Origin of the sequence: Cupriavidus sp. SK-4, assembly GCF_000611125.1 — a bacterium.
Classification (GTDB): Bacteria; Pseudomonadota; Gammaproteobacteria; order Burkholderiales; family Burkholderiaceae; genus Cupriavidus; species Cupriavidus necator.
This window is the reverse complement of sequence record NZ_JFJW01000076.1, coordinates 1-16,817: the sequence shown is the minus strand read 5'-3', so window position 1 is coordinate 16,817 and position 16,817 is coordinate 1. Positions and strand designations below refer to the sequence as shown.

17 protein-coding genes are annotated in these 16,817 nt (G+C 68.1%); 6 read left to right on the top strand and 11 right to left on the bottom strand.

Features of this window, described 5'->3' with window-relative positions; all coding sequences use genetic code 11:
• Positions 1 to 108: 108 nt before the first annotated feature.
• The 4 genes from hslU to CF68_RS16180 form a co-directional block, all read right to left on the bottom strand.
• Entirely contained in the window at positions 109 to 1,440 is a 1,332-nt protein-coding gene (gene hslU, locus CF68_RS16195; RefSeq protein WP_035820512.1) for an ATP-dependent protease ATPase subunit HslU, read from the bottom strand.
• A gap of 50 nt (positions 1,441 to 1,490) precedes the next feature.
• Positions 1,491 to 2,027: an ATP-dependent protease subunit HslV gene (gene hslV, locus CF68_RS16190; protein ID WP_010813287.1), complete on the bottom strand. Its 537-nt coding sequence runs from the start codon at positions 2,025 to 2,027 to the stop codon at positions 1,491 to 1,493.
• 218 nt (positions 2,028 to 2,245) lie between these two features.
• On the bottom strand, positions 2,246 to 3,232 hold the full coding sequence (locus CF68_RS16185; RefSeq protein ID WP_035820510.1) for a tripartite tricarboxylate transporter substrate-binding protein: 987 nt from the start codon (positions 3,230 to 3,232) through the stop codon (positions 2,246 to 2,248).
• 294 nt (positions 3,233 to 3,526) lie between these two features.
• Positions 3,527 to 4,426 carry an alpha/beta fold hydrolase gene (locus tag CF68_RS16180; RefSeq protein WP_035820508.1) on the bottom strand — a complete coding sequence of 300 codons (900 nt, stop codon included), beginning with the start codon at positions 4,424 to 4,426 and terminating at the stop codon, positions 3,527 to 3,529.
• 147 nt (positions 4,427 to 4,573) lie between these two features.
• On the opposite strand from CF68_RS16180, the gene CF68_RS16175 reads away from it, so the two are divergent.
• The 6 genes from CF68_RS16175 (at position 4,574) to CF68_RS16150 (ending at position 11,510) form a co-directional block, all read left to right on the top strand.
• Positions 4,574 to 5,110, top strand: coding sequence for a Fur family transcriptional regulator (locus tag CF68_RS16175; protein WP_035820505.1), 537 nt, complete (start codon positions 4,574 to 4,576; stop codon positions 5,108 to 5,110).
• A gap of 30 nt (positions 5,111 to 5,140) precedes the next feature.
• A complete protein-coding gene (locus tag CF68_RS16170) occupies positions 5,141 to 6,226 on the top strand; it encodes a GTP-binding protein (RefSeq protein WP_035820502.1) in 1,086 nt (361 codons plus the stop codon).
• A 612-nt stretch (positions 6,227 to 6,838) separates the two neighbouring features.
• Positions 6,839 to 7,258, top strand: a complete 420-nt coding sequence (gene dksA / locus CF68_RS16165; RefSeq protein ID WP_010813282.1) for an RNA polymerase-binding protein DksA — start codon at positions 6,839 to 6,841, stop codon at positions 7,256 to 7,258.
• Between the two features lie 231 nt (positions 7,259 to 7,489).
• Positions 7,490 to 8,773: a GTP-binding protein gene (locus CF68_RS16160; protein ID WP_035820500.1), complete on the top strand. Its 1,284-nt coding sequence runs from the start codon at positions 7,490 to 7,492 to the stop codon at positions 8,771 to 8,773.
• Positions 8,697 to 9,164: a hypothetical protein gene (locus tag CF68_RS16155; protein WP_369798884.1), complete on the top strand. Its 468-nt coding sequence runs from the start codon at positions 8,697 to 8,699 to the stop codon at positions 9,162 to 9,164. Before CF68_RS16160 ends, CF68_RS16155 begins: the two co-directional genes overlap by 77 nt.
• Before the next feature lie 159 nt (positions 9,165 to 9,323).
• Positions 9,324 to 11,510, top strand: a complete 2,187-nt coding sequence (locus CF68_RS16150) for a TonB-dependent receptor (RefSeq protein ID WP_035820496.1) — start codon at positions 9,324 to 9,326, stop codon at positions 11,508 to 11,510.
• Between the two features lie 22 nt (positions 11,511 to 11,532).
• Here the strand turns inward: CF68_RS16150 and CF68_RS16145 are convergent, their stop codons facing one another.
• The 7 genes from CF68_RS16145 to CF68_RS16115 all read right to left on the bottom strand — a co-directional run.
• Positions 11,533 to 12,489, bottom strand: a complete 957-nt coding sequence (locus tag CF68_RS16145) for an MBL fold metallo-hydrolase (protein ID WP_051591550.1) — start codon at positions 12,487 to 12,489, stop codon at positions 11,533 to 11,535.
• A complete protein-coding gene (locus tag CF68_RS16140) occupies positions 12,459 to 12,701 on the bottom strand; it encodes a DUF1289 domain-containing protein (protein WP_035820648.1) in 243 nt (80 codons plus the stop codon). The genes CF68_RS16145 and CF68_RS16140 overlap by 31 nt, the downstream gene beginning before the upstream one ends.
• Positions 12,702 to 12,722: 21 nt before the next feature.
• Entirely contained in the window at positions 12,723 to 13,151 is a 429-nt protein-coding gene (locus CF68_RS16135) for a thioesterase family protein (RefSeq protein ID WP_035820494.1), read from the bottom strand.
• On the bottom strand, positions 13,148 to 13,648 hold the full coding sequence (locus CF68_RS16130) for a YbaK/EbsC family protein (protein WP_035820492.1): 501 nt from the start codon (positions 13,646 to 13,648) through the stop codon (positions 13,148 to 13,150). The genes CF68_RS16135 and CF68_RS16130 overlap by 4 nt, the downstream gene beginning before the upstream one ends.
• Before the next feature lie 41 nt (positions 13,649 to 13,689).
• Positions 13,690 to 14,625 carry a hydroxymethylglutaryl-CoA lyase gene (locus CF68_RS16125; protein ID WP_035820489.1) on the bottom strand — a complete coding sequence of 312 codons (936 nt, stop codon included), beginning with the start codon at positions 14,623 to 14,625 and terminating at the stop codon, positions 13,690 to 13,692.
• Positions 14,626 to 14,660: 35 nt separating this feature from the next.
• The gene (locus CF68_RS16120; RefSeq protein WP_035820487.1) at positions 14,661 to 15,602 is read right to left on the bottom strand and encodes a glyoxylate/hydroxypyruvate reductase A; all 942 of its coding nucleotides are present in this window, start codon (positions 15,600 to 15,602) and stop codon (positions 14,661 to 14,663) included.
• A gap of 109 nt (positions 15,603 to 15,711) precedes the next feature.
• On the bottom strand, positions 15,712 to 16,817 hold a 1,106-nt coding region (locus CF68_RS16115), incomplete at its 5' end, for a biotin/lipoyl-containing protein (protein ID WP_035820485.1).

Genomic DNA, 16,817 nt, shown 5'->3' with positions numbered 1-16,817 from the left:
GCATGTGATCGCCAAGCCGGGCCAGCGCCAGCCGCCGCGTCGTACAAGACGTCATGCAAAAAAAAATGGGCGCACCGTAGTGCGCCCTGGCATCGTGGCCGCGCTGATTTACAGCACGTAGCGCGACAGGTCCTCATTGCCGGCGAGGTCCCCGAGGCGCTCATCGACATACGCCGCATCGATCGTCACAGTCTCGCCCGACGACCTGGTGGCGTGGAAAGACAGGTCCTCCAGCAGCCGCTCCATCACCGTGTACAGGCGTCGCGCGCCGATGTTCTCGACCTTCTCGTTGACCGAGAAGGCGATCTCGGCCAGCCGGCGGATGCCGTCCGGCGCGAACACCAGGCTGACCGCTTCGGTGTTCAGCAGCGCCTGGTATTGCTTGGTCAGGCTGGCATCGGTCTGCGTCAGGATGGCCTCGAAGTCCTGCACGGACAGGGAATCCAGCTCGACCCGGATCGGGAAGCGGCCCTGCAGTTCGGGAATCAGGTCGCTCGGCTTGGACAGGTGGAACGCACCCGAGGCAATGAACAGGATGTGGTCCGTCTTGATCATGCCGTACTTGGTGCTCACCGTAGTGCCCTCGACCAGCGGCAGCAGGTCGCGCTGCACGCCCTGGCGCGACACCTCGCCGCCGCCGATTTCGCTGCGGCTGGCGATCTTGTCGATCTCGTCCAGGAACACGATGCCGTTCTGCTCGACATTGGCGATGGCCTTGTGCTTGAGCTCCTCGTCATTGACCAGCTTGGCGGCCTCTTCGTCGATCAGCAGCTTGAAGGCTTCCTTGACCTTCATCTTGCGGCGCGCCTTCTTGCCCTGGCCCAGGCCGGCAAACATGGTGCGGATCTGCTCGGTCATGTCTTCCATGCCCGGCGGGCCCATGATGTCCATGCTCGGCATGCCGGCGGAGAGCTCCAGCTCGATTTCCTTGTCGTCGAGCGAGCCTTCGCGCAGCTTCTTGCGGAACACCTGGCGCGTGTTGGAATCCTTTTCTTCCGGCTGCGCGAAGCCGATATCGCGCGCCGGCGGCAGCAGCACGTCGAGCAGGCGGTCCTCGGCCGCGTCCTCGGCCTTGGTGCGCACCTTCTTCATCTCGGACTCGCGCGTCTGCTTGATTGCCATCTCGGCCAGGTCGCGCACGATGGTGTCGACATCGCGGCCGACATAGCCCACCTCGGTGAACTTGGTCGCCTCGATCTTGATGAAGGGCGCGTCGGCCAGCTTGGCCAAGCGGCGCGCGATCTCGGTCTTGCCGACGCCGGTCGGGCCGATCATCAGGATGTTCTTGGGGGTGATTTCCTGGCGCAGGGGCTCGGCCACCTGCTGGCGGCGCCAGCGGTTGCGCAGCGCCACCGCCACGGCCTTCTTGGCCTTGTTCTGGCCGATGATGTGCTTGTCGAGTTCGGAAACGATTTCCGACGGGGTCATGGTGTGCGACATGGTATCCGTTCAGTGGGGGCTCGCCGGCCTGCGCGGTGGCCGGCCTGCGCTTATTCCAGCGTCTCGATGACGAAGTTGGTGTTGGTGTAGATGCAGAGCTCGCCGGCAATGGTCAGCGCCTTCTCGACCACGTCCTTGGGCGCCATTTCGGTGTTCTCGACCAGCGCCTTGGCGGCCGACTGCGCATACGCGCCGCCCGAGCCGATCGCGGCGATGCCGCCCTCGGGGTCGAGCACGTCGCCGTTGCCGGTGATGACCAGCGTGGTGTCGCGGTCGGCGGTGATCAGCATGGCTTCCAGCCGGCGCAGGGCGCGGTCCGAACGCCAGTCCTTGGCCAGGTCGACCGCGGCGCGGGTCAGGTTGCCCTGGTACTTTTCCAGCTTGGCCTCGAAGCGGTCCAGCAGCGAGAAGGCGTCGGCGGTGCTGCCGGCAAACCCGACCAGCACCTTGCCGTTGTAGATGCGGCGCACCTTGCGCGCGGTGCCCTTCATCACGATATTGCCGAGAGTGACCTGACCATCACCGCCGAGTGCGACCTGATTGCCGCGGCGGACGCTGACGATGGTAGTGCCGTGATACTGTTCCATGGTGGCTTCCGTGAATATGTCAGGACCGTAGTTGGCGACGCCCCCGGCGGGTTTCAAGGCCCTCGCGTGCGCCGGGCGCGGTCTGACCAATATAGGATGCCTGCCGCCACGTTGCCCGGCGCCGTGCCCAAACAAAAAGGGCCATGCGTTGCCGCATGGCCCTTGTCCGCGACGCGCGGGGCCACTGGCCCGCGCGCCTCGCGCATCACTCCACCAGATCAGTCCGCATACACGCCGGCCTTCTTGATCACCGGGGTCCACTTGTTGATCTCGGCGGTCAGGAGGGTGCGCAGCGAATCCGGCGTGGCGCGCTGTGCCGGCGCGGCTTCGGCGCCCAGCTCGGCCATCTTGGAGCGGAAGGTCGGGTCGGCCACGGCCTTCTGCAGCGCAGCCGACAGCTTGTCGATCACCGGCTTGGGCGTGCCCTTGGGCGCGTACATGGCGTGCCAGACCTTCACTTCCACGCCCGGCAGGCCTTGCTCGGCCGCCGTCGGGATATCCTTGAACGCTTCCACGCGGCGTGCCTGCATGGCCGCGTACGGCTTGACCGAGTTGGCCTTGAGATGGCCTGCGAGATTGGTGGTCTGGTCGCACAGCAGGTTGACCTGGCCGCCCAGGATATCGGTCAGTGCCGGCGCGGCGCCCTTGTACGGCACGGTGGTCAGTTCGGTCTGGATCGCGCTCTGGAACAGCAGGCCGCACAGGTGCGAAGCCGAGCCGATGCCGGCATTGGCCAGCGACAGCTTGCTGGCGTTGGCCTTGAGGTACGGCAGCAGATCCTTGAAGCTGTTCGGCGGCAGCGACTTGTTGCCGACCAGGATCATCGGCACGTCGGCGATTTCGCCGACCATCTCGAAGTCCTTGAGCGGATCGAAGCCCAGGTTGCGGTACAGCGCCGGGGCCGTGGCCATGCCGATATGGTGGATCAGCAGGGTGTGGCCGTCGTTCTTGGCCTGGGCCACCTTCTTGGCGCCGATGGTGCCGCCGGCGCCGCCGAGGTTCTCGATGATCATGGTCGCGCCCAGATGCTTGGACATGATCGCGGTCAGCTCGCGCGAGAGCTTGTCGGTCGGACCACCCGCGGCAAACGGCACCACCGCCGACACCGGCTTGCTGCCGGGATATTCCTGGGCGTACGCGCCCGACAACACACCCATTGCGCTGACTGCCAGCGCGGCCGCGACCATCTTTATTACTCGTTTCATGCTCTCTTCTCCTGATTCCCTTTGATACCCGTCTTGCAATGCGTTGCCGCCGGCCCGGCCCCTGCTTGTGCGGGGCGCATCTGGCGCGGTCTCTGTGGCCGCGCTCTTGGACCATGCCGGCTGGCTCGGCTGCCCCCACCGTAAACGGCAAGGGCGGGCCTTGATGTTAGCAACTCCAGACAATACGCAGGTATAGGGGCTAACCCGCTTGCAATCAGCCGCATATGGCGGGAAACGGGGAGGATATGGCAGAGATCGGATGCAAAGGCATGCGTTTGTGACACCCGGTGCGGCCTAATGGAAGAAACCGAGCATTTCCTCAAGCAGAGGTTCGGCGGCCTCTTCCGGGATGTAGTGCCCGCACGGCAGCGCCTGGCCGCTAATGTCGGTCGCCACCTCCTGCCACAGCGCCAGCGGCTCGAAGCAGCGCGCCACCACGCCATGCTCGCCCCACAGCACGCGCAGCGGCAGCGCGAGCCGGCGCCCCGCCTCGCGGTCGGCGCGGTCGTGCTCCAGGTCGATGGTGGCGGCGGCGCGATAGTCCTCGCACATGGCATGCACGCGCGCCGGGTCGCGCATCGCCGCGGTGTAGGCAGCCATGGCGTCGGGGGCGAAAGGCGTCAGGCCCGCGTGGCGCAGGCCCATCAGCTTCTGGATGTAGAAATCGGGCTCGGCGTTGATCAGCGTCTCCGGGAACGGCGCCGGCTGGATCAGGAAGAACCAGTGCCAGTAGGCGGCGGCAAAGGCCATGCTGGTGCGCTCGTACATTGCCAGCGTGGGCGCGATGTCCAGCAGCATGGCGCGGCTGACCGCGTCCGGATGGTCCATGCACAGCCGGTGCGAGACGCGGGCACCGCGGTCATGGCCGCACAGCGCAAAGCGCTCGAAACCGAATGCCGCCATCAGCGACACCTGGTCCTGCGCCATGGTGCGCTTGCTGTAGTGCTCGTGGCCTGCATTGCCGGGCGGGGCCGAGCTGCTGCCGTAGCCGCGCAGGTCGGTGGCGATCACCGTGAAGTGATCGGCCAGCGCCGGCGCCACCCGGTGCCAGATCAGGTGGCTCTGCGGGTGCCCGTGCAACAGCAGCAGCGGCGGCCCGGAACCGCCGCGCACGCCGGCGATCTCGACCTCGCCGACATGCTGCCGGAAGGTTTCGAAGTTCGGGAACAGCAGCGCGCTGGCGTCATTCAGCATGGGTCGTCTCCGCTCTGGGGCTTATGGGTAGTCCTGTGCCGATCATAGGCGCAAACCGCCTCATCGGCGTGGCTGCGCCGGCTTCGCCATTCGGCCCGCTGACGCAACTGAATTGCATCAACCGGGGGCCTATGGTTAAATCCGCCCATGACCCGTCCCAGTCCGGACCGGCCGGCCGCTGTGCCGGAACCGGCGATCCCCACCCCTGAGTCCCTGGAAGCCGCCCACGAGCGCCTGCGCCAGCTGGGCGCGCGCGTGACCCAGCCGCGGCTGTGCATCCTGGCCTGCCTGATCGGCAGCGATGAGGCGCTGACGCACCAGGCCGTGATCGACCGCCTGCCCGAACCGGGCGAGACCATCGACCGCGTCACCGTCTACCGTGTGCTGGACTGGCTGGTGGAACAGGGCGTGGCGCAGAAGCGTGCCGGCAACGACCGCGTGTTTCGCTTCAGCCTGGTCGAGCATGAGGCCGCGCGCGCACAGGAGCACCGCCAGCACAGCCATTTCCACTGCACCCGCTGCGACCGCACCTTCTGCCTGGACGATGCCAGCGCACCGGTGCAGCCGGCCGCGCCGCGCGTGCCCAGCGGCTTTGCCATCGAACATGTCGAACTGACCGTGAACGGCGTCTGCGCCGAGTGCGGCAAGCGTGCGCCCGCCCCGCTTGGCGGCGCTTCGCACTGAACGGCAATCTCTCATACCCGGAGAACAACAATGTCCAAACTGACCCCGGTCACGATCCTGACCGGCTTTCTCGGCAGCGGCAAGACCACCCTGCTCAAGCGCATCCTGAACGAGCAGCACGGCATGAAGATTGCCGTCATCGAGAACGAGTTCGGCGAAGAGAACATCGATAACGAGATCCTGGTGCAGGACGGCCGCGAGCAGATCGTGCAGATGAGCAACGGCTGCATCTGCTGCACCATCCGCGGCGACCTGGTGCAGGCGCTGTCGACGCTGCTGACGCGCCGCGACGCCGGCGAGATCAACTTCGACCGCGTGGTGATCGAGACCACCGGCGTGGCCAACCCCGGCCCGGTGGCGCAGACCTTCTTCATGGACGAGGAAATTGCCTCGCGCTACCTGCTCGACGCGGTGATCACGCTGGTCGACGCCAAGCACGCCCACCTGCAGTTGGACAAGCAGGAAGAGGCGCAGCGCCAGGTTGGCTTTGCCGATGCCATCTTCATCACCAAGTCCGACCTGGTGACCGAAGCCGACGTGGCCGAGCTGCGCCACCGCCTGCTGCACATGAACCCGCGCGCGCCGATCCGCCTGGTCAACTTCGGCGAGGCGCCGATCGACACCATCTTCGACCTGCGCGGCTTCAACCTGAACGCCAAGCTGGAGATCGACCCGGAATTCCTGAGCGCCGACGACCATGACCACGATCATGACCATGAGCACGGCGAGCATTGCGGCGACGACTGCGGCCATGACCACGGGCACGACCATGCGCACGGCCATGGCCACGCGCACGACCACCACCATCACCACCACCATACCGACCGCATTGCGTCGTTCGTCTTCCGCAGCGACAAGCCCTTCCACTACGGCAAGCTGGAGGAATTCCTGTCCGGCATCCTGGCCGTTTACGGGGAAAAACTGCTGCGCTACAAGGGCGTACTATATATGGACGGTGTGGACCGCAAAGTGGTGTTCCAGGGGGTCCACCAGCTGATGGGCAGCGACATCGGCGCCAAGTGGGATGAAGAGACCCCGGGCACGCGCATGGTGTTCATCGGCGTGGACCTGCCCCGCGACGCCATCCTCAAGGGCCTGGAGAACTGCCTGGCCTGAGTGCCCTAGTCGCCCCATCGGCGATGCCCCCTCCAGACCCCGCTCCGCGGCCGCCCCCCGTTCGGGGTACCGGGGAAATACCGAAGCGCCAGCCGGTTTTCCCCGTATCTCGGAGAAATTTGTTCAAGTACAATAGGCCGGATTTGATACCGGTGGCGCACCTTTTTCCCGCTGCCGGCATTTGGTCCATCGGATCTGGTGGACTTGCAAGGCGGCGGTTGTCGTCAGCATGAGGCAGGCCGCCGGCAGGTGCGGTCGCAGTGCTTCGTGCGGAGACCGCCTTTTTTCCGCCTGGGGTGCCCCGACGCGCGCCGTCACTGACTGACGCGAGAGAGAGGTGTCCCCATGACAGCCGCAACGAAGACCAAAGAAAGCCGCAGCAAGACTGGTACTGCAGCGGCAGAGACGCTCAAGGCGCAGCCTGTGAAGGCCGCGCCCGCTCCCCGCGGCAGTACGGCGAACGCCGAAGCGGGCGCAACGAAGGGAGGCCCGCGAAGCAGCAAGACTGCAGCCAGCCAGAGTGAAACAGCCGTGGCGCGCAAGCGCGCGGACAGCGCACCCGAGCGGACCCAGACGCCGCCGGCCGCATCAACAAGAGAATCAGCAGCAACCATGAGCAGCAACAAACTTCTGACTGAAGCTGAAATCCTGAAGATGAGCGACAAGGATTACATGAACGAAGCGCAGCTCGCCTTCTTCAAGCACCGTCTTGAGCAGCTGCGCGACGAAATCCTGAAGAACGCTGACCAGACCACGGAACACCTGCGCGAAACGGTCATCGTGCCGGATCCGGCCGACCGTGCCACCATCGAGGAAGAGCATGCGCTGGAACTGCGCACGCGCGACCGCGAGCGCAAGCTGCTGAAGAAGGTGGAGCAGTCGCTGCAGCGCATCGAGTCCGGCGACTACGGCTGGTGCGAGGAAACCGGCGAGCCGATCGGCGTGCCGCGCCTCCTTGCCCGTCCCACGGCCACACTGTCGCTGGAAGCGCAGCAACGCCGCGAACTGCGCCAGAAGCTGTTCGGCGACTGAAGCGCCGCGCGCCGGCACGGCCGGTGCGGCAGGCGTAACGTGACGGCCCGGTTACCCGGGCCGTTTGCTTTGGCGGGCCGCGTCCGCCTTGTCGTGCCGTCGCCACGGCCTACCATTGAGAATCGTCCGGCTGTTACGGCCCCGGCCTTTCTGGTAAATTCGCAACCTTGTTGCAACAACGCGGCCAGCGCCTGGGCTGCGTTGTCCCCCGTCACTTCCACCTCTCCTGCCATGGCTGATCGCCTGCCCGTCACCGTGCTGTCCGGATTCCCCGGCGCCGGCAAGACCACGCTGCTGAACCACCTGCTTGCGCACAGCGCGGGCCGGCGTATGGCCGTGCTGGTCTGCGGGCCGCAGCACGGGCAGGCGCTGGCGCCGCTGCCGCCCGGCTGCGAGGCCACGGTGTTGCCCACGGGCGACGCACTGCTCGGCGAAGCCGCCCGGCTTGCCGCCGAGGGCCGCTTTGACGCGCTGCTGATGGAAGCCGACGGCCTGGACGAGCCGCTCGCAATTGCCGAAGGCTTCCTGTTCGAGGCCGAGCATGGCGCCGGGCCCGACGCGGCGGTGCAACCCGACACGCTGGTGACGGTGATCAATGCCGCCACCTTCCTGCGCGATCTCAACGAGGCCGAGTTCCTGGCCGACCGCGGGCTGGCGCAGGCCACGGACGATGACCGGACCGTGGCCGAAGTGCTGGTGGCGCAGGTCGAATGCTGCGACGTGATCGTGCTGAACAAGGCCGACCTCGCCAGCGCCACGGAACTGGCGCGGCTGCACGCCGTGCTGCAGGCGCTGAACCCGCGCGCCGACATCGTCGAAGCCAGCTTCGGCAAGGTCCCGCCCGAGCGCGTGCAAGGCACCGGCCGCTTCGACTTTGAAGCCGCCGCGGACGCACCGGGCTGGCTTGCCGCGCTGCGCGGCGAGGTCCCGGCAGCCGACGCCAGCGGCGTTTCCACGATGGTCTACCGCCGCCGCCGCCCGTTCCACCCGCAACGCTTCGCCGACCTGATCCATACCGAATGGCTGCGCGAGCACGGCAGCGTGCTGCGCTCCAGGGGCCTGTTCTGGCTGGCCAGCCGCATGGACACCGCGGGCGACTGGAACCAGTCCGGCGGCGTCTGCCGCCATGGCGGCGCCGGCGCCTGGTGGGCTGCGCTGGATCCGGCCGAATGGCCGGCCGACACCGCCGAACGCGCCGAAGTAGAAGCCGACATGCAGCTCGACGGCGCCCCGGCAGCCTTCGGCGACCGTCGCCAGGAACTGGTGCTGACCGGCCTGGACCTGGACCATGCGGCGCTGCAGGCCCGGCTCGACGCCTGCCTGCTGACCGATGCCGAGATGGCCGCGGGCGCACAAGCCTGGGCGGCCTACCCGGATCCCTTCCCCGGCTGGGTCGACGACTTCGACGACGACCACGATCATGCCCATGGCCACGACCATGGCGACAACGATTGCGGCTGCGGCGATCCCGACCACCACCACGGCAACCACGCCGGCCATCCGCATGCGCACTGACTGGTTCGCCCGCCTGCGCACGCACGGCCCGGGCCTCTGGTCCGCGCTGTGGCTGGCGCTATGCCTGCTGCTGGCGCAGCACGCCGGGCTGACCCACCGCATCGTGCACGGCGGCCCGCTCGCGCCGTCGGCCTCCGTGACAACGGCCGACGCCGCCTCGGCCGACGACCCCGAGCCGCACCCGCTGGCGCAGAAATTCAGCGGCCACTCATGCGTGCTGTTCGATGGCGCCACGGTTGCCGACACCCTGTGCGGCAAGCTGCCGCTGCCGCAGCTTGCCTTTGGCAAACCGGTCAAGCCGGCCAACCTGGCCTGGCGCTGGCCCGACCTGCCCGCTACCCACCCCTTCCAATCGCGCGCGCCGCCGGCGCCGGCCATCGCCCTCGCCTGATCCGGGACGCGGCCCTCGCCGCGCACCCGGCCTGACCAATTCCGAGCTGAACGCCTGCCCATTCCGGCTGCGCGGCCACGCCCATCGCGGGCGGCCGGCGCCGTGCCGGGCAGCTGCCGTGCCAGCCGGGCCGATTGCCATTGCCTCGCTCCGCGCGCCATGTCAAAGAATCGTTACACCGTACCAACCAGCGCACCGCGCCTGACCCCGCTGGCGGCCCTTGCCGCTTCCCTCACCGCCACCATGGCCACCGCCTTCGTGGCGCCCGCCGCGCTGGCACAGGCCGCCGCGGCACCTGCCGCCGATAGCGCACCCGCAACGGCCACTGCCACCGCGCCAGCCGGCGCCACGCTGCGCGAAGTCGTCGTCACCGCCAACCCGCTCGGCAGCGACCTCAACGACATGGTGGCGCCGGTCTCGACGCTCGGCGGCGACGCCCTGGCCGTGCGCCAGGGCAGCACGCTGGGCGACACGCTCGACAAGCTGCCCGGGGTCTCGTCCAGCTACTTCGGCCCCAATGCCAGCCGGCCGGTGATCCGCGGCCTGGACGGCGACCGCATCAAGGTGCTGCAGAACGGCGGCACCACGGTCGACGCCTCCACGCTGTCCTACGACCACGCAGTGCCGGTGGACCCGCTCGTGGCCGAGCGCATCGAGGTCGTGCGCGGCCCGGCGGCGCTGATGTACGGCGGCAACGCCATCGGCGGCGTGGTCAACGTGATCGACAACCGGATTCCGAAGGAGCCGATCGAAGGCATCGGCGGCGCGGTCGATGCCAGCGCCACCGCGGGCGGCGACCAGGCGCGCAACGCCAGCGCGCTGATCGAGGCCGGCAACGGCAAGTTCGCCGTCCACGCCGACGCCTTCGCGCGCAAGACCAGCGACCTGCGCATCCCCGGCTACGCCCGCAGCCACCGCCTGCGCACCGCCGATCCGCTGCCCGAAGGCGAGACCGAAGCCTATGGCCGCCTGCCCAACACCAGCGCGCAGCAGGAAGGCGGCGCGATGGGCGGCTCCTACACCTGGGCCGATGGCTTCGTCGGCGCCAACTACAGCGCCTACCGCAATGAGTACGGCACGCCCGCCGAGGACGACGTGCGGCTGAAGATGCGGCAGGACCGCTTTGCGCTGGAAGGCGAGGCGCGCAACCTGGCCGGCAACACCGCCGGCTGGCTCGAATCGGTCAAGGGCAAGTTCAGCTATACCGACTACGAGCACAAGGAAATCGAGGGCGGCGAGACCGGCACGATCTTCAAGAACCGGGGCTGGGATGCGCGCCTGGAGGCCAGGCACGCGAAGATCGGCAACATGACGGGCGTGATCGGCACGCAGTTCGGCCATACCGACTTCTCGGCACTGGGCGAAGAGGCATTCGTGCCGAGCACCAATACGGATAACGCGGCGCTGTTCGTGTTCGAGGAACTGCCGCTGACCGCTTCCGGCGACCTCAAGCTGAACCTGGGCGGGCGCCTGGACCACAGCAGCATCAAGGCCAGCGCCAACGGCAACGACCGCTTTACCGATGCCAACCGCAGCTTCAACGCCACCAGCGCCTCGGCCGGCCTGCTCTACAAGGTCAACCCGCTGTGGTCGCTGACCAGCAACCTGTCGTACACCGAGCGCGCGCCAACCTTCTACGAGCTGTATGCCAACGGCCCCCACGTGGCCACCGGCGCCTGGGAGCTGGGCGACCCCAATGCCAACAAGGAACGGGCCACGTCGATCGACCTGGGCGTGCGCTTCAAGTCCGGCGCGCACAGCGCCAGCGTGTCGGGCTACTACAGCCGCTTTGCCAACTACCTGGCGCTGAACGCCACCGGCCGCACGCGTGACGAAGCAGGCGACGTGGTCGCCGCCGGCAGCCCGGATGCGCTGCCGGAGTTCCAGTACCTGGGTGTGCCGGCCACGCTGTACGGCTTCGAGGTCGAAGGCAAGACGCGCTTGCTGCAGAAAATGCTGACCACCAGCGACACGCTGGACTTCGAGGCGCGCGCCGACTACGTGCGCGGCGAGAACCGCGATACCGGCGAACCGCTGCCGCGCCTGGCACCGCTGCGCCTGGGTGGCGCGCTGGTGTATGGCGCGGGCCCGTGGGGCGCGCGCGTGGATGTGACCTACGCCGCCAAGCAGACCCGCGTGCCAACCAACGACACGCCGACCGATGCCTATACGCTGCTGAGCCTGGCGCTGACCTACAAGTTCAAGGTGTCGGGCACGCAGACGCTGGTGTACCTGCGCGGCGACAACCTGACCAACCAGGATGCGCGCAACTCGGCGTCGATCCTGCGTGATATCGCGCCGCTGGCCGGGCGCAGTGTGAAAGTGGGGTTCAGGACGTCGTTCTGAGGATGCAGGCAGGCGTGGTGAATCAATCCCGGTTCACCACCCACTCCCCCTCCACCGCCAGCGCCTTCACTCCCGCCAGCGCGCGCACCGTCTGCGCGCAGATCTCGGCCATCGCCAGCCCCGGCATGAAGCGCTGGCGGATGCGCACCATCAGCGGCGCGGCTTCCATCCATGCCACCAGCGCGTCCTGGGCCATGCGCTGCTGCTCCAGCAGCTTGAACTTGACCAGCACCTTGACCGCATGGCTGGCATTGCGCGCCGGGTCGGCGCTCAGGTAGGCCAGGCGCCCCCGGGCGCGTTCGACCGCCGCCGCCACATCGGTGAACATGCGGCCGTGGCCAGGGATCACCAGCCGCGCGTCCAGTTGCGCGATCCGTTCCAGCACCGCCGCCTGCTCGGCGAAGCCGCTCTCGCCATCCAGCTCGGGGAAGATCACGCCGAAGCCGTTCTCCCACAGCGCATCGCCGGAAACCAGGATGTGCTCGGCCGGCGCGAACAGCATCACCGCATGCGGGTCATGGCCGGGCGCGGCCACGACTTGCCAGTCGATGCCGCCCAGGCGCAGCGTGTCGCCGTCGTCCAGCACGCTGTCGAAGGTGAAGCGGTCGCACTGCTGGCCGGTAGCGTTATAGCTGAGCGCTTCCGTATCCCACGCGGCAACGGCTGCGGCCTCGGCCGCGGGGATCGCGGTGCGCGGCTGCCAGCGGCCCTGCAGCGCGGCATTGCCGCCGCAGTGGTCGGAGTGGAGATGGGTATTGATCACGCGTGCGAGCGGCCGGCCCTGCAAGGCGGCCGCCACCAGCGCCACCGTCTGCGGCGCGTGGGTGACGTAGCCGGTATCGACCAGCACCGTATCGTCGCCCTCAACGAACAGGATGTTGTTTGCCGACAGCCAGCCACGCTCGAACACGCGCATGGTGGCCGGCAACTGCGGGACCGGGCGTTCGCTCAAGGGGATGTCTCCTCGCCTGCCAGCCATGTGGCGCGCTGCGGCAGTTGCGCCCAGATGCGGCGCTTGTCTTCGTCGCCGGCGGACGACCAGCCGGCAATCTCGTCGATGGTGCGCAGGCAGCCCGCGCAGTAGCCGGTGGCCGGATCCATGCGGCAGACGTTGCGGCATGGCGACGGCACCGGCGAGGCGCGCTGCGCGGCGTCGGCTTGCGCGGCCAGCAAGGCAGGCGTGAGGGCCATGGCGTTGCGCTCGGTCGCCACTCAGCCCGCCGCGCGCGCGGCCTTGGCCGCCACTTTCTGGTTGAAGCGGCCGGCGTCGATAAGGTGGCGCTCATGCACGCCCTCGGAGATCTTGTCCTCGCCGTCCCAGGCGCTCAGCTGGAAGCGCAGGCGGCGCCCGTCCACCTCGACCAGTTCGCCCTTGACCATCACCGTCATGCCCGGCGGCGTCGGCGCCAGGTGCGAGAAGCTGACCAGTGTGCCGAGCGACTGCTCGCGCGGCCAGTCCAGGTGCTCGCGCAGCATCTGCAGGCAGGCGCATTCCATGATCCCGACCATATAGCCGGTTGCCAGCACGTCGGGCATCTCGGGGCACCCCGGGATATCGTCGTACAGGCGCGGCACGGTGGCCTTGGGCGGCACCGTGTATTGCCAGCTGAAGGTCAGGCCGGGGCGCAGGTCGGGACTCATGCCACCGAGCCTGCCGCGACGTCGGCCACTTCAGCGCCCGTCATCTGCTGCAACTGCTGCGGCGTCAGGTTGAATACCGCATGGGGATGCCCCGCCGCGGCCCACAAGCTGTCATAGCGGAACAGGTCCTGGTCCAGCAGCATCACCGGCGCCACCGCATGGCCGATCGGGCAAACGCCGCCGATGGCATAGCCGGTCTTCTCGCGCACGAAGCGCGCGTCGGCCTTGCCCAGCGCGCCCACGCGCGCGGCCACCTTGGCCTCGTCGACGCGGTTGCTGCCGCTGGCAATCACCAGCACCGGCGCATCGTCGGCCACGCGCCGGAAGATGATGGACTTGGCGATCTCCGCCACGCTGCAGCCCAGCCCCGCCGCGGCCTCGGCCGAGGTCTTGCCGGTGGCCGGCAGCATCACCACGGGCCGGTCATGGCCAAGCCCGGCCAGCAGGTCGGCCACGCGCTGCGCGGACTCGGGCAGCGCTTCGTCATTCACCGTCATGCGTACTTCTCCTTGTCCTGTGGCCCGCGCCTGATCCGCACTTACGCGCAGGCGGGCGCCGCATCGCTGGCGGCGGCCCACTTGGTCAGCAAGGCACGGCCCACGCGCGAGCTGTTGGTGCGGCCGATTGCCTGCGAGATATAGTCGCCGGTTCGCACCACCGCTTCCAGGTCGATGCCGGTGTGGATGCCCATGCCGTGCAGCATGTACAGCACGTCCTCGGTCGCCACGTTGCCGGTCGCGCCCTTGGCGTACGGGCATCCGCCCAGCCCCGCCACCGACGCATGGAAGATCGAGATGCCCACTTCCAGGCTGGCCAGGATATTGGACAGCGCCTGCCCGTAGGTATCGTGGAAATGGCCCGACAGGCGGTCCAGCGCAAACTCCGCCGCCGCGGCGCGCATCACTTCCTGCACGCGCACGGGGGTGCCCACGCCGATGGTGTCGGCAATGTCGATCTCGTCGCAGCCCAGTTCGCGCATGCGCCGCACCACGTCGACCACCGCATGCACCGGCACCTCGCCCTGGTACGGGCAGCCCAGCGCGCACGAGATGCTGCCGCGCAGGCGCACGCCCTTCTCCTTGGCTGCGGCGGCCACCGGCGCAAAGCGCGCGATCGACTCGGCGATCGAGCAGTTGATGTTCTTCTGCGAGAACGCCTCGCTGGCGGCGCCGAAGATCACGACCTCGTCGGCACCGGCCTCGATCGCGCCTTCAAACCCCTTCATGTTCGGCGTCAGCGCCGAATACAGCGTGCCGGGCCGGCGCTGGATGCGCGCCATCACGTCGGCACCGTCGGCCATCTGCGGCACCCACTTGGGCGACACGAACGACGCGGCCTCGATATTGACGAAGCCGGCATCGGTCAGCTGGTTGATCAGCGCGACCTTGACCTCGGTCGGCACCATCGCCTTCTCGTTCTGCAGGCCGTCGCGCGGGCCGACTTCAACGATCTTCACATAGTTCGGCATGGTCATGGCTGTCTCCTGTCTCTAATTCGTCTTGGTCGGGCTCAGTAGCCCCGCTGCACGTCGACCACGCCCGCGATCGGCTGGCCCGCGCGCAGCGCGCGGATCTTGCCGGCGATCTGCGCGATGCTGTCTTCGCGCAGCGTCAGCGCAGAGATATGCGGCGTGAGGGTGATGCGCGGCTCCTGCCAGAACGGGTGTTCGGCAGGCAGCGGCTCGGTTCGGAACACGTCGAGCGTGGCACCCGCAACCTGCCCCGACTGCACCGCGGCAAGCAGGTCTTCCTCGACCAGGTGCTGCCCGCGCGCGACGTTGATCACATACGCGCCCTGCGCCAGCCGCGCGAACAGCCCGGCGTTGAGGATGTTCCCGGTCTGCGGCGTCAGCGGCAGCACATTGACCAGCACGCGCAGGCCATCCAGGAACGGTGCCTGCCCGGCATCGCCATAGAAGCCGCTCACGCCTTCGATGGCGCGCGCGGTGCGGCTCCAGCCGCGCACCGGGAAGCCGAAGCCCGCCAGCGTGCGCGCGATATGCGTGCCGAGCGTGCCCACCCCCATCACGCCGATGGTGAAGTCCGCGCGGCGATGCGGCTTCAGGAACTTCCAGTTGCCGGCGCGCTGCTGGGCCTCGTAGGCGTCCATCTTGCGGAAATAGCGCAGTACGGCGTGGGTGACGTACTCGGCCATCTGCGCGGCCATGCCGGCATCGTCGAGCCGCACGATCGGCACGCCCGCGGGCAAGGCGTCAGGGGCTTCATCGCGCAGGCGCAGGATGCCGTCGACGCCGGCGCCCAGGTTGAACACCGCCTTCAGCTCGGTACGGCCACGCAGCATCTCCACCGGCGGGCGCCAGACCACGGCGTAGTCGGCCGGTTCGCCACGGCTGTCCTCCCACGTCACGCATTGCGCTTCGGGCAGTGCCTCGGCGAAGCCTGCGATCCAGGGGTCGTAGCGGCCATCGGGGACGTACAACTGCAACTTCATTTTGTCTCCAGGGGGATTCTGGTGGGGTTAAAGGCGTATTTTGGCAGAGGAACGGTGATGGGGTTGGTTGGGGCAACGGTGGCCGCGCCCCTGCCACCCCTGTCGCGCATCAAGCCCCTGACTTCCCCTCGAACGCCAGAAGCTGCGCCCCCTCCACAACCTGCTCCCCCACGCCGTAAAGCACCTCACTCACCACCCCATCCACCGGTGCGCTGATGGTGTGCTCCATCTTCATGGCCTCCATCACCAGCAACGGCGTGCCGCGCGTGACGGTGCTGCCAGCCTCGACCATCACGGCAATGACCTTCCCGGGCATCGGCGCGGTGAGCTTGCCGCCTTCGCTTTCGGTCTCGCCGGCATGGGCCAGTGGATCGAGCCAGGTCAGGCTCACATGCCGCCCGGCATAGAAGACGTGGAAGGTCTCGCCATCGGCATGCACCTGCCCGTGCGCGCGCCGGGTGCCGAGGTTGATGCGGATATCGTCGGCCTGGCAGGTGCAGGCAAAGGGCGCCGCCTGGTCCGCATAGATCAGCGTGCTGCCGCGCTCATTGGTGCTCAGCGTCACCTCCAGCACCTGCTCGCCATAGCCGAAGCGCAGCGTGCGCGACACGCCGCCGTTCAGCCGCCACGCGCCGCCATGGGTCCACGGCGAATGCTGGTCGGCGGCGTCGATGCGGCGCTCGCGGGCCTCGCGGTCGAACAGCGCCGCCACCGCCAGCGCGATGACTTCCAGGCCGACCGGCGCCGGCGGCGGGAACAAGACCTTCTCGTTGCGCTCGATCAGCCCGGTGTCGAGATCGGCGGTGCGGAACGCCTGGGACGACACCAGCCGCTGCAGGAAAGCCACGTTGGTCGACAACCCTACCACGTGGTAGGCCGCCAGCGCCTGGCGCATGCGCGCCAGCGCCTCGTCGCGGTCCTTGCCCCAGACGATCAGCTTGGCGATCATCGGGTCGTAGAACGGGCTGATGGTGTCGCCCTCGCGCACGCCGGCATCGATGCGGATACCCGCCGGGCCGTGTGCATCCTCACCGCGCATGAACTGCACCGCCGGCGGCGTGCGCAGGAAGCGCAACGTGCCGGTGGACGGCAGGAACTGCTTGTCGGGATTCTCGGCGTAGATGCGCGCTTCCAGCGCATGGCCGTCGATGCGCAGCTGGTCCTGCGTGAGCGGCAGCGCTTCACCGGCGGCGACGCGCAGCTGCCATTCGACCA